The organism is Ignavibacteriales bacterium, assembly GCA_015709675.1.
In the GTDB taxonomy this organism is placed as follows: Bacteria; Bacteroidota; Ignavibacteria; order Ignavibacteriales; family Ignavibacteriaceae; genus H2-BAC3.
In genome coordinates, this window is sequence record CP054182.1 from 2,845,502 (window position 1) to 2,858,383 (window position 12,882).

Annotated in this window: 10 protein-coding genes; 2 read left to right on the forward strand and 8 right to left on the reverse strand. The window is 41.7% G+C overall.

The genetic code is table 11. From position 1 onward, the window contains the following. Positions 1 to 57 precede the first annotated feature (57 nt). The 8 genes from HRU80_10930 to HRU80_10965 form a co-directional block, all read right to left on the reverse strand. On the reverse strand, positions 58 to 471 hold the full coding sequence (locus tag HRU80_10930) for a biopolymer transporter ExbD (GenBank protein QOJ29366.1): 414 nt from the start codon (positions 469 to 471) through the stop codon (positions 58 to 60). 14 nt (positions 472 to 485) lie between these two features. After that, positions 486 to 1,025 (reverse strand): biopolymer transporter ExbD, encoded by a 540-nt coding sequence (locus tag HRU80_10935; protein QOJ29367.1) that lies wholly within the window; start codon positions 1,023 to 1,025, stop codon positions 486 to 488. A 25-nt stretch (positions 1,026 to 1,050) separates the two neighbouring features. Then, positions 1,051 to 1,731, reverse strand: a complete 681-nt coding sequence (locus HRU80_10940; protein ID QOJ29368.1) for a MotA/TolQ/ExbB proton channel family protein — start codon at positions 1,729 to 1,731, stop codon at positions 1,051 to 1,053. A 114-nt stretch (positions 1,732 to 1,845) separates the two neighbouring features. After that, positions 1,846 to 2,547 carry an SDR family NAD(P)-dependent oxidoreductase gene (locus tag HRU80_10945; protein QOJ29369.1) on the reverse strand — a complete coding sequence of 234 codons (702 nt, stop codon included), beginning with the start codon at positions 2,545 to 2,547 and terminating at the stop codon, positions 1,846 to 1,848. Then, a complete protein-coding gene (locus HRU80_10950; protein QOJ29370.1) occupies positions 2,544 to 3,593 on the reverse strand; it encodes an endonuclease in 1,050 nt (349 codons plus the stop codon). The genes HRU80_10945 and HRU80_10950 overlap by 4 nt, the downstream gene beginning before the upstream one ends. A 1-nt stretch (position 3,594) precedes the next feature. Then, the gene (locus tag HRU80_10955; protein ID QOJ29371.1) at positions 3,595 to 5,406 is read right to left on the reverse strand and encodes a KUP/HAK/KT family potassium transporter; all 1,812 of its coding nucleotides are present in this window, start codon (positions 5,404 to 5,406) and stop codon (positions 3,595 to 3,597) included. After that, positions 5,399 to 6,967, reverse strand: coding sequence for a sodium-dependent transporter (locus tag HRU80_10960; protein ID QOJ29372.1), 1,569 nt, complete (start codon positions 6,965 to 6,967; stop codon positions 5,399 to 5,401). The genes HRU80_10955 and HRU80_10960 overlap by 8 nt, the downstream gene beginning before the upstream one ends. Further along, on the reverse strand, positions 6,967 to 8,496 hold the full coding sequence (locus HRU80_10965) for a dicarboxylate/amino acid:cation symporter (GenBank protein ID QOJ29373.1): 1,530 nt from the start codon (positions 8,494 to 8,496) through the stop codon (positions 6,967 to 6,969). Before HRU80_10965 ends, HRU80_10960 begins: the two co-directional genes overlap by 1 nt. A 181-nt stretch (positions 8,497 to 8,677) precedes the next feature. On the opposite strand from HRU80_10965, the gene HRU80_10970 reads away from it, so the two are divergent. Together HRU80_10970 and polA are read left to right on the forward strand one after the other, a co-directional pair. Next, the gene (locus tag HRU80_10970) at positions 8,678 to 10,102 is read left to right on the forward strand and encodes an amino acid permease (GenBank protein QOJ29374.1); all 1,425 of its coding nucleotides are present in this window, start codon (positions 8,678 to 8,680) and stop codon (positions 10,100 to 10,102) included. Then, on the forward strand, positions 10,092 to 12,848 hold the full coding sequence (gene polA / locus HRU80_10975; GenBank protein QOJ29375.1) for a DNA polymerase I: 2,757 nt from the start codon (positions 10,092 to 10,094) through the stop codon (positions 12,846 to 12,848). The genes HRU80_10970 and polA overlap by 11 nt, the downstream gene beginning before the upstream one ends. Positions 12,849 to 12,882 lie beyond the last annotated feature (34 nt).

The window sequence follows — 12,882 nt, forward strand, 5'->3', positions numbered from 1 at the left end:
AAAGAAAAGGCAGGCCTGCAATCTGCAAACCTGCCTTAAAGTACTATTTTTTACTGGTCAGATTTTAACACTTGCAGAATAGTTAATTCTGAGGCAGTAAGCCTTTCTGAGTTCCTGCTGAATATCGGTAACCATGCCCATATCAACGTTTTTATCTATTCTCAGTGATACAATCACATTGGGAAGAATCTGACGTTTTCCGTACATGATGCTCTGAACTTCTTCGATTTTCACAACTGCATCATTTAACTGAATACGCTTGTCATTTCCAACCCAAAGATAAGATATCAAACGTTTATTCTCTACTTTTTCCACGGCTTTGGCTTCAGGAAGTGAGTATTTTACAAATACTTCCTGTTCCCTGAGCGTAGTAGTAACCATGAAGAAAAGAAGAAGAATGAATACGATATCCGACATAGAAGCGGTCGGGATATTGGCTTTTGACTGTGCGCGTTTTTTCTGAAATTTCATAATCTACTGCTCCTTTAGGATCCTATCTTTTCGGGCTCAGCGATCGAGATAATAATCGGCACTTTTTCTCTTACAACGCCCTGATCGTCAACGTTCAGTTCATTGTATTTTTTGCCGTATTTACCGAGTGAATATTCATCTCTTACTTCAAAGTATGAAAGTTTCACCTGATCGAGCGTCTGAAGATATTTATTATAAACTGTCTTCCTGTCAGTTTTAACAGAAACGATAAGCTTCTTGTTTGATGGAAGTTCAATTTTACTCTGAATCCGCGGTTTTAGATTATTTTTAATCTGTGGAATCGCGATGATCGCGCCATCCAGAAGCACATCACCGTTTTCATTAATAAGCAGAGCTGCCATTCTTTCTTTTGAAATTTCAACTAATTGCTGCTCTTCCGGCGGAATATACTCCGGCAGAGTGAGACCGATACCTGTATCAATATCAATAGTCGTCGTAACTAGAAAGAACAGCAGAAGCAGAAAAGAAATATCCGACATGGAGGCGGTCGGAATTTCCGGTTCAGTTCTGGGTTTTCTATTTAAAATTGGCATTTTTTAACTCTTAAGGAATAGTGCCTTATTTAGACTTAATTTCGTAGAGAGCATCAATCAGTTCGATTGAGCTTTCTTCCATATCAGCCACTAAACGGTCAATTCTTGAAACAAAATAGTTATAAATTGTCTGAAGAATCATAGCTACAACCAGACCGAAAAGGGTGGTCAGCAATGCAACTGCGATACCGGTAGCAACGATGCTCGGAGAAATCTGGTTTGCTGCTGCAATAGCGTCAAATGATTCGATCATACCCTGTACCGTTCCGGTGAATCCAAGCATCGGTGCAATGGTGATACAGGTGTTAATCCAGATGAGTCCTCTTTCAAGGAAGCCCATTTCGATTGCACCATAAGCCATAACTGCTTTTTCAACAGATTCCAGGCCTTCATCAGCTCTGAGGAGACCGGCATAAAATACTGAAGCAACAGGACCACGGGTGTTCATGCAAAGTTCTTTTGCCTGTTCAACTCCGCCAGCTTTAAGAGCTTCTTTGACTTTTACGATAAAGTTTTTTGTATTGATAGAGGATCTGGTGAGAGTCCAGAATCTTTCAATTGAGAATGCTAATCCGATGATAAGACAGGCGAGAATAGGGTGCATAAAAATACCGCCTGCGACATATTTTTCTGTGAGCCAGTTCATCGCACCACCCTGCTGGGCAATGAGATTGACTGAATTTACAAGGATTTCTCCAAACAACATATAGATAAACCTCCTGATTAGGAAATAATTAGATTATGTAATAGCTCTGCTTAATTTTGAACTAATATAGCGAAATTAGAAAATTACGCATTCAAATAAAAGCAAAATTTCAGGTTATTCCCCTGCTTTATGAAAATTTAACAGTTGCAATCTCTCTCCCAATTCGATGATATTGCCCGAGAGTATATGGGAAAACCTGAATATCTGATGAACCAATTCTCCAACCTCCTCAGGTTTTTGCATTGTTCCCCATCTTTCCTCAGGCATCCATTCCCGATTAGCAGGAGTATCAATCAGATATGGCGCAATTCCGCAGACACTTAAATTGATTTCTTTGCCTTCAAGAGCAGCAGATTTAATCAGATGATTCAGGGCCGCCTTCGATGAGGCATATGCCGCCCGGTTAATATCAGGATGCCCTCCGGACCAGGCTGAAACAAAAATGACCGAACCGCCTGCAGACTCTTTTACAAGCCGCGTGAATGCTGCCAAAAGATTATAGGAGGTTACAAAATTTTTGTTCATCATCTCAAGGGCTGAATCGGTGCCGGTCTCCCAGATTGCCTTTCCGCCTGAGAAACCCCCGATCGCGCTAAATAAGAAAAAATGAGTATCAGAGGAAGATTTAATCCCGGCAAACAGTCGACTCACAACTTCACCATCAGCAAGGTCAGGCCGTTCTCTCCTGACAGAATTTTTAGCTGAATTACGTGAGGATAGGAGAATGATCTCATCATAATCCTTGCCAGATAAGACGGTGTGAATTCCCCTGCCCAAAGCACCTTCATGCCCTGCGAAAATCAGAATTTTTCTCATCTGATCTTTGAAGTTATTTTCAACATTACCGGGAAATGGTCACTATATCCTCCGAGGTAGTTCCTGCCTCCAAATGTCGGGAGCGCTGTACCGGCATATCTGCCGTCTTTCTGAACTAAAAAATAAGGTTTCACCACCTCAAATGAACCGCAGACATACTGGAAGTTTTCTCCCAATACCAGTCCGCGGGAAATAATTATCTGATCCAGCATATTCCAGTCATCACGGTATTTATAACTGCCTTCCCCCCGGCTTTTAGGCTCATAGGAAAAGTTAAGAAGTTCTGTTTTTGCTGCTTCAGTTGTTAATGCTGGCAGCGAATCGCATGTTACAGGTTTTGCTCCCAGGGTGCTTATAATGGAGGTGTTCAAAGGTTCATCATTGAAGTCGCCCATAATGATAAACTGGGTGGCCATGCCGTTTTCCTTCATTTTCGCAATTGCAAGCGAGGCGGTGGCCGCGGCGGTTACCCGGTTGATCTCAGACTCTGCCTGCCCTTGTCTTCTGGATGGCCAGTGATTTACCAGTATCGCAATTTTTTCAGTGGGATTTTTTTTAACTTCCAGAATTACCATCAGGATATCCCTGGTCTTGTATCCATCAGGCAGTAAAACAGGAAATGTCTCCTTATCAAGAACCTTGAATTTCGAACCGCGGAATAATAGTGCTACATCAATTCCCCTTTCATCCGGAGAATCAAAGTGTACGAACTGATACTGAAGATCAGCCAGTTTTTCATCAGAAAGTTTTCTTAGGACATACGCATTTTCCACTTCACAAACCCCGAGCAAATCAGGTCCCCTGCCGAAATTCATTGACCTTATAACCGCAGACTGGTTTAAAAGTTTTTTATTGAATTTATCATTATCCCATTTCCTTTCAGATTCCGGAAGAAATTCCTGATCATTTATTTTGGGATCATCTTTTGTGTCAAAAAGATTTTCCAGATTCCAAAAAGCTATGGAAAGAGTATCTTGTTTTGTGGACTGTGCCCCCGCTGTAAAGAAAATACCGCATAACAGGAGGAGCAATATTGTTTTTTTCATATTACACCTTTAATCTGGTTACAACACCGTGAATTTTGCTGCTCGGCAGATCATAGAACTGCACGAAGTTGGGAGAGAATTTTTTAAATATCGCGTAAAGTTTGAGTATGATATTACTGGTCTGTATATCTTCAACTCCATAGAAAATTACCCGCTCATTCACCTTTTCCCTTTTAAGAATAGCAGGCAGATCTATAATTTCCATATATCCAGCCGTAATGGTAATGCCTGATAATCCTTCCGAGAAATCGGGATGAATTTCGACATGCTGTCCGTGAGGATCTTCCGTTCTTTTGATTGCAACCAGTATATTTTTTTCATACAGAATACTCGAACTGATAATACAATGGACCATATATGCGGGAATAGAATCTACACTCCGCGTAAAAAAGATTGCATTCCCTTTAATTTTACTCAACTGTCCATAAAGCTGTTCAAAACTTACCTTAAAGGTTTCAAGATCAAGCGACCGGTATTTTTTATAGGCTGCTTTTTGACCGTATATCCATAAGAGCGTTGTAAAGAACGGGATTGTCGCTAGGACAAGTGACCAGTAACCGCCGAGAGGGAGTTTACTAAACATTGCTCCCAGATAAGCGAGTATTGAAACAAAAAAGATACTGGCCAGTACCAGTTTCAGGTGATCCTTTCTGTTCTTGAAGATAAGAATCATAAAATAACCGGTTATTGACATAGTCATAGTCACCGCCAGACCGTATGCCGCGGCAATGTTCGCTGACTGCCGGAAGAAAAGCATCATGAGAACTACCGCAACAAATAGTCCCCAGTTCACTGAACCAATATAAATCTGTGATTTAAGTTCCGTGGAAGTGTACTTAATCCTAAGTAGTGGAAAAATTCTTGTATTAATACCCTGGAATACCAATGAAAAAACAGCACTGATCATTGCCTGCGATGCAACGATTGATGACATGATAGTTAAAATCAGGAAGGGCACATAGAGAAACTCTGCGTGAAATTTGACCATCTCAAACAGGAACAATCCTGGTTTACCTGATTCAAGTATATATACCCCCTGTCCAAAATAATTCACCACCAGCGCAACAAAAACAAATAACCAGGCGGAACGTATCGGTTTGTCACCGAGATGTCCCATGTCAGCATAAAGCGCCTCCCCTCCTGTGGCACAAAGAAATACTTCTGACAAGATAAAATAACCTATTAAACCGTTATTAGCCAAAAAATCATAAGCATAATAGGGGTTAATTGCGGACAGAATAGAAGGCATTCTGAGTATGCTGAGCAATCCGAAAATGAAAAGCGAAGAAAACCAGACAACCATAACAGGCCCGAAGTACGTTGATACTTTGTCAGTACCGCGTGACTGAAACGCAAACAAAATCAGAGCAAGAGTAATAGCAGAAGACAGCACTACCCAGTATGGAGTATTTTCAAAACCTGGTATCAGGGGAATTCCTTCTACAGCAGATAATAAAGTTATAGCGGGAGTTATCACACCATCCCCCATAAGCAGTGAGAGTCCTATATAACTCATAAACGCAACCCGGTTATACTTTTTTCCCTTTTTAAGATATCCGGACAATAATTCTTTCAGAACTATTATTCCCCCTTCCCCCTTATGGTTCAATGACATAGCCAGGAACCAGTAACCGAGTGTTACTATAATAACAAGAGTCCAGAAAATCAGAGAAACCACTCCCAGTATATGATCCAGTGTAGGAGCAGTTAGCGTGAAGATGATTACCAAAGTATATATTGGGCTGGTACCGATATCACCGAATACCAGCCCCATTGCTTTAATTACATCTTTAGGCGGAGCCAGTTTAGCCATTATTATGTTTTAAGTTAGCTTCCTTTTTATCCCACGCAAGTTTTACCAGGAACAGAATCAGCGCGCTGATTGCAAGCATGAGCAGCCGTGCGCCCCAGATATATGGCTGATTCTCCTCCGGTACTCCTTTAAGCAGAAGGATCGGGATTGCCTGATCAACTGCCCACCAGACCATGATAACAAACAAAATAACAGGTGTCACATATTTCATAATATAGAGGAATATCACTGGAATTTTGATATCACCCCCCATATTCATCTCTTCCCATGCTTTCTTACTGTCAAATACCCACATGAAAATCACAGTTTCCATGAATGCAAAAACTACCAGACCGAATGTACCTGCCCAATAGTCCATTTCGTCAAGGAATCCATATTTCAGGAAAAATACAACGAACTGGACGCAGACAAATACTATCAACGCCAGAAGCATTGTTGCTTTTTTTCTGTCCATTCCAAGTTCATCCTCGAGAAAGGCTATAACCGGCTGTCCCATCGCGACTGAACTTGTAATACCTGCGAAGAAAAGGAGGAGGAACCAGATGAATCCAAAAAACTCACCAAATGGGATTTTTGTAAAGATAATCGGCATCGAAACAAAACCCAGATTAAAAGACCCCCCCATAGCTATCTGGGTGGTCATTGTTACACCAAAAAAGGCTACTGCAGCAGGGATCGCAATTGAACCACCGAGTACTACTTCCGCAAACTCGTTCGTGGAAGCAGTCGTAAGGCCAGACAGCGCAATATCATCTTTTGGTTTTAAGTAACTTGCATAAGCATGAATCGTACCCATCCCGACTGACAGAGTAAAGAAAATCTGCCCCGCGGCAGCCAGCCACACACTCGGGTTGCTCAATAACTCAAAATTCGGATTCCAGATAAAGCCAAAGCCATTCCATACAGAATTCTCCGGCTGTGCAGGATCAGGTGTTCCGAGAGTAATTACTCGGATCGCAAGAATGATTGCAAATATAAAAAGCATCGGCATAGCTATTTTGGCAAGTTTTTCAATGCCTCTGGAGATTCCGCGGTATAAAATCCAAAAGTTGAGTGCAAAAGTTGCTACCAGAAAACCATATGCCGGCCATACATTGCTAAAATGGTCACTTTGGGAAACCCCCTGATAACTCTTCAGGAATGAAGTCATTCCTTCGAAGGTGGTCTGGTCAAAATAAAGCTTTGTCAAAGAAAAGAAACTGAATGCCAGAGTCCAGGATTCAATAAAAGTGTAGTAAATCATAATGACCAGAGAAATAACCAGTCCTAATGCTCCGAGATATTTAGCAACCGGGTGTTTCCAGAGAACCTGAAACATACCAGGAGCGCTGCCATGACGGTATTTTCCTCCATGCCTGCCTATTCCCCATTCTATCCACATCAGGGGAATACCAAGCAGAAGGAAGAACAGGAAATAAGGAATCATAAAAGCACCGCCGCCATTTTGGGCTGCCTGGACAGGAAAACGAAGGAAATTACCTAGGCCGACTGCATTACCAGCAACAGCAAGGATAAGACCTATTTTACTGCCCCATTCTTCTCTCTGATTGAGTTCTGACATTAAACCTCCTTTTTATTAGGATTTTCTGATTCAGGGATAATAATTTCATTCTGATAAGTAGCAACTATTGTAGCCACTGCCAGGTCTCCGGTTACATTGGTAGTCGTTCTGCACATATCCAGAATCCGGTCAATGCCAAGAATAAGTGCAATGCCGATTTCCGGAATATGAACTGATTTCAGGATTACGACAAGCATTAGAATCCCGACTCCCGGCACCGGTGCGGTTCCTATTGAAGCAAGAGTAGCCATGAGCACAATACTTAACTGCTGAGTGAGAGTAAGATCCATACCAAATACCTGCGCGATAAAGACAGCCGCAACACCCTGATAAAGCGCGGTTCCATCCATATTAATAGTCGCCCCGAGAGGCAGTACAAAACCGGTTACACTTTTAGAAATACCAAGATTTTCTTCAGCACACTGCATCGAAACGGGCAGTGTCGCCGCACTTGATGAGGTTGTAAAGGCAATGGTTTGTGCCTCCCGGATGCCCCTGAAAAATCGCACAATTCCGGTTTTCGAAAATGTTTTTAGTAACACACCATATACAACAAAAGTATGAATCCCCAGTCCGATCAACACAGTTGCCGCGTACCAGAATAGAATAACAAGTATCTGGTAACCAAGATCGGCTACGGTATACATGATAAGTGCAAAAACCGCAAGCGGCGCAATCTTCATAACAAGGTCAACCATAACGATCATAACATCGCTTAGTCCGTCAAAAAATCTGATAACAGTCTCCCCTTTTTCTCTGCTGACTATATTTAGTACAATACCGACAAAAACAGCAAAAAATACAATCTGCAGCATATCACCGCTGGTGAGTGCAGAGAATATATTACGGGGAATAAGCGGGATGAGAAAGTCATTTATGAAATTAGTGCTTGGCTGTACAGTTACTTTTTCAGCAGCATCAGCAGAATACTCAGCAATAAGCTGATCTCGCACTGAACTGTTGAGTTGTTCCCCTGGTTTGATGATATTCGCGAGCGCCAGTCCGATGGTTATGGCAACCGCGGTAGTTGAGAGGTAGAAAATCATCGTCCGACCCCCCACTTTAGTAAACTTCTTTATATCTCCAAGACTTGAGACTCCGACAATCAGAGTTGAGATAACCAGCGGTATAGCAATCATATTCAGGAGTCTGATAAAAATATCGCCAATCCACTTAACAGAATGAGCAAATGTTTCAGGTTTGGCCAGATTCAGAGGCCCCTCATATTCACTGATCTGTCCGTCCTTGTTGTTTACTCTCACAAGAATGACGGTTCCGGATTTAACAAACTGTTTGCTTTTTTGAATAAGGGAGTGAGTGTTTCCTGCAGAAAACCTGGCGGAATCCCCCGAATTTGTAAGTAATGCAACAGTACTCCAGTCCTCAACCCTTTCCGGTTCCCTCCCATCTGAAAAGTTGATGGTAAATACCTCTTCCGGCTCTTTTACCAAAACACCGGCAAGAACTCCTAAAATGAGGGCTATTAGTATTTGTGTATGAAGTTTTGGGAATTTCAGGTAATTGCTCAATAACTAATATTAAAGCCCAAAGTTAAGAGGAAAGCGTAAATTCTCAAAAAAAAATGCATATTTTTAAGAAGAATCCCCTCATTTTATAATGAAATTGATATTTTAAGCGTTTGTTCGAAAAAACTTCGCAAAACACACTTCTTTTTGCAAAAATGATTTATAAACTAAGCTGAAAGCCAAAATGAAGGAAGAACAGGCCAAAAAAGAATTAATCCGAGGACTCGGCGTAACCGCTGCCACAATGATTGTTGCCGGATCAATGATCGGATCAGGAATTTACCGTAAACCAGCAACAATGGCAGGGCAGCTCCTTTCACCGGAGTTATTAATCGGGATATGGATACTGGCAGGTCTGATTACATTTATCGGGGCTCTGGTAAATGCCGAAATAGCCGGACTTTTTAAATCCACCGGCGGACAGTATATCTATTTCCGTGAGATGTATGGGGATTTTACGGCTTACCTATACGGCTGGTCAGTTCTTGCTGTTATACAGACCGGGAGTCAGGCGGCAATTGCCTATGTTTTTGCTGAGTATCTCAGTTACTTTTTTCAGTTCCCTGAGGCGCCTCAGTTCATGAAAGAGATAACTGTTTATATGCCCTTTGTGGGAGATATAAGACCATTCGCGGAATTCGGAACTAAACTGGTAGCAATTGCATGCCTCCTTTTCCTGACGGGTGTTAATTATGTTGGGGTTGTCTTTGGTGGTATTGTGCAGACAATAGTGACGTTCATAAAAATCGGTTCAATCATACTTCTCTCATTTATCATTATTTTCTTTGCTGATGGGAGTTTTTCTAACGTGTATACCGGTTTTGAACTGGCTCCCGAACTCACCAATAACTTCCTTCCTATGATCGGCCTTGCTCTTGCAGGTGCATTCTGGGCTTATGACGGATGGAATAATGTAACATATGTGGCCGGTGAAGTAAAAGACGCGCAAAGAAATGTGCCCCGTGCACTCTTACTCGGAACCCTGATAACCATGGGGGTATATATCCTGATAAATCTTGCGTATTTATATGTGCTTCCTATTGATGAGATGAAGGACTCCCCTCTTGTTGCTGCTTCGGCGGCTGATAAAATTTTCGGAGCAACTGGCGCTTCGATCATTGCCATAAGTGTAATCGTTTCAACTTTTGGCGCACTTAACGGAAGCATTCTGGCAACAGCGCGCGTACAGTTTGCAATGGCCCGTACCAACCTCTTTTTTGAAAGTCTTGGCAGAATTCATCCGAAATTTGCAACTCCGCACATCTCGCTTCTTGTACAGGGTCTCTGGTCAGCGGTTCTTGTTCTTTCAGGGTCGTTTGATACCATTTCTGATTATGTAATTTTTGCTGCCTGGCTGTTTTATATGCTCGGAGCTTATGGTGTAATCATACTCAGAAAAAAGATGCCTGATGCCCCCAGAAGATATAAGGTATGGGGTTACCCTTACACACCTCTCTTGTTTGTTGCTTTCTCATTTTTCTTTTTACTGAATTCATTAGTTTCTGATACGGAAAATGCAGCCATGGGACTTATGCTAATCCTTATGGGCCTTCCAATCTACTTCTACAGAAAGTATAAGACAAAACAGGAAGAAAACAATGTCCGGTAAAAAATTTGTAATTATTGATGCAATGGCTCTTGCCTATAAGGCATACTTTGCATTCAAGACAAGACCTCTTTACACAAAAAATGGAGAGCCAACCTCGGCTGTATTCGGATTTCTGAATCAGATAATTAAAATTTATGAAGATCTGAAGCCCGATTATGCTGCTGTTGCATTTGATTCAAAAGAAAAAACGTTCAGACATGAAATGTACGCTGAGTACAAAGGTACCCGGGACGAAATGCCGGACGATATGATTCCGCAAATCGGAAGGATAAAGGAGGTTGTTGAAGCACTCGGGATTCCTCTGCTGATTCTTCCTGGCTATGAAGCGGATGATATCATCGGTGCCGCAAGCAGTAAGGCTGAACAATCAGGGCTGTTTACCTATATGATCAGCCCTGACAAAGATTACGTCCAATTGGTCACAGACAGAGTTTATCTTGTTAAGCCCGGGCGTTCAGGTGAAGATTATACTATTCTCAGTCCCGAAAAGGTCCTGGAAACGTATGAATTCAGCCCCAATCAGATGATTGATTATTTATCTCTGCTGGGTGACCAAAGCGATAATATCCCTGGTGCAAAAGGCATTGGAGAAAAGGGAGCCCTTAAGCTTATCAAGGAATTTGGAACGATAGATAGTATCTATGAAAGAATCAATGAGGTTACACCTGAAGGAACAAAGAAAAAGTTATTAGCCGCCGCGGAGGATGTCAGGATTTCAAAAGATCTGATTACAATCAGAAAAGACATCCCTCTTGATTTAAATCTCTCCGAGATGGCTGTTAAAAAACCTGATTACCCGGTTGTAAGAAAACTTTTTACTGAACTGGAGTTCTCGCGCTCTCTTAACCGTATCATTGAAATATTTAAACTCACTGATACTGATCTTGAAGGGCCTCATGAAACCACCTTGTTTGATAACAGTACAATTTCCACCCAGAGCAAGAATTACACTCTCATTCGTTCAGTGAAGGAAATGAAAACTCTTGCGGAAAAGCTCAGCAAACAGGAACTTTTTGTATTTGATACTGAGACTGACTCACTTGACAGGTTCAGGATGAATATGGTTGGGGCAGCCTTTTCTTTTAATGCACACGAAGCATACTATATTCCGTTCCGTTATGCACAGTCGGATGCCAGCTGGCCTGAGGAATGCACGACGGATGCTTTTGCCGAAATATTCAAACCGGTATTTGAAAATGCTTCCGTTAAAAAGATTTGTCAGAACGGTAAGTTTGACATATCAGTACTGAAAAATTATGGCATCACCGTTAACGGTTTCTACTTTGATACCATGGTTGCATCTTATATTCTTGATCCCGATCAGAAGCACAATATGGATGATCTTTCAAGAAAATATCTTGATTACGATCCCATTCCCCTCTCTTCACTTATAGGGGAGAAAAAAGATCCTTCCAGAATATATTCGGTACCCGTAAAGAATATATCTGACTATTCCTGTGAAGATGCCGATGTTACCTATCAGCTTTTTACCATACTCAATAAAAAAGTTCAGGAAACAGGTCAGGATAAACTTGCTCATGAAATAGAATTCCCGTTAGTCGAAGTGCTTGCTGATATGGAAAGAGCAGGCATCAGAGTTGATGTACATGCTCTGAAACAGCAAAGTAAGGAACTTCAGAAGCTTATTGAAAGTGAAACCACCGTCATACATGAGATGGCCGGACAGATATTTAATGTCGGCTCCCCTGCCCAGCTGCAAAAAATCCTGTTTGAAAACTTAAAGCTCCCTCCGACTAAAAAAATTAAATCGGGCTACTCAACCGATGCACAATCTCTCGAATCAATCCGTAATGAACATGAGATTGTTGAGCATATTTTAAATTACCGTACAGTTTCAAAACTGAAATCAACATATACAGATTCCCTTCCGGAGATGATTCATCCTCTTACCGGCAGAATTCATAGTTCCTTTAATCAGGTTGTAGCAGCTACCGGACGGCTTTCAAGTGTTGATCCTAATTTGCAGAATATTCCTATCCGGACAGAGCTTGGCAAGGATATACGAAAAGCGTTTATTCCCGCCGATAATGACCATATACTCCTGAGCGCGGATTACAGCCAGATTGAATTGCGAATTATGGCTCACCTCTCAGGCGATGAATATCTGGTGAATGCATTTAAAAATGGCGAGGATATACACCGCAGCACAGCGGCGCTGGTCTTTGGTATCAGTAAAGATGAAGTTACATCCGATATGCGCCGCAAAGCGAAGGAAGTGAACTTTGGTATTTTATACGGGATCGGGGTATTCGGACTTAAAACACGGCTCGGTATCTCTCAGCAGCAGGCAAAAGAAATTATTGACGGTTATTTTACCACTTTTAAGTCAGTTAAATCTTTCATGGATGAAAGTATCAATAAAGCAAGAGAACGGGGCTTTTCAGAGACCATAACCGGCCGCAGGAGATATCTTAAAAATATAAACAGCAGCAATTTTACAGTTAGGCAGTTCGAAGAGCGTGTAGCGATTAATATGCCAATACAGGGAGCAGCAGCAGATATCATAAAACTTGCAATGGTACGCCTGCATCATTATTTCAGGGAACAGAAATTTAAGTCACGTATGGTGCTTCAGGTGCATGATGAACTAGTCTTTGATGTTTATAAACCGGAACTCGAAAAAGTTAAAAGTGCAGTGATTGATATTATGCAGAACGCTTTGCCCCTTTCTGTGCCTATGCTGGTAGAAGCGGGAACCGGTGTTAACTGGCTTGATGCTCATTAAAGGTATTTAGAACATTAGAGACCGCTTCGTTCGG

Excerpts from the sequence above, each read along its gene's own strand:
- HRU80_10930 (QOJ29366.1), bottom strand. The coding sequence starts at position 471 with ATGAAATTTCAGAAAAAACGCGCACAGTCAAAAGCCAATATCCCGACC.
- HRU80_10935 (QOJ29367.1), bottom strand. The coding sequence starts at position 1,025 with ATGCCAATTTTAAATAGAAAACCCAGAACTGAACCGGAAATTCCGACC.
- HRU80_10940 (QOJ29368.1), bottom strand. The coding sequence starts at position 1,731 with ATGTTGTTTGGAGAAATCCTTGTAAATTCAGTCAATCTCATTGCCCAG.
- HRU80_10945 (QOJ29369.1), bottom strand. The coding sequence starts at position 2,547 with ATGAGAAAAATTCTGATTTTCGCAGGGCATGAAGGTGCTTTGGGCAGG.
- HRU80_10950 (QOJ29370.1), bottom strand. The coding sequence starts at position 3,593 with ATGAAAAAAACAATATTGCTCCTCCTGTTATGCGGTATTTTCTTTACA.
- HRU80_10955 (QOJ29371.1), bottom strand. The coding sequence starts at position 5,406 with ATGGCTAAACTGGCTCCGCCTAAAGATGTAATTAAAGCAATGGGGCTG.
- HRU80_10960 (QOJ29372.1), bottom strand. The coding sequence starts at position 6,967 with ATGTCAGAACTCAATCAGAGAGAAGAATGGGGCAGTAAAATAGGTCTT.
- HRU80_10970 (QOJ29374.1), top strand. The coding sequence starts at position 8,678 with ATGAAGGAAGAACAGGCCAAAAAAGAATTAATCCGAGGACTCGGCGTA.
- polA (QOJ29375.1), top strand. The coding sequence starts at position 10,092 with ATGTCCGGTAAAAAATTTGTAATTATTGATGCAATGGCTCTTGCCTAT.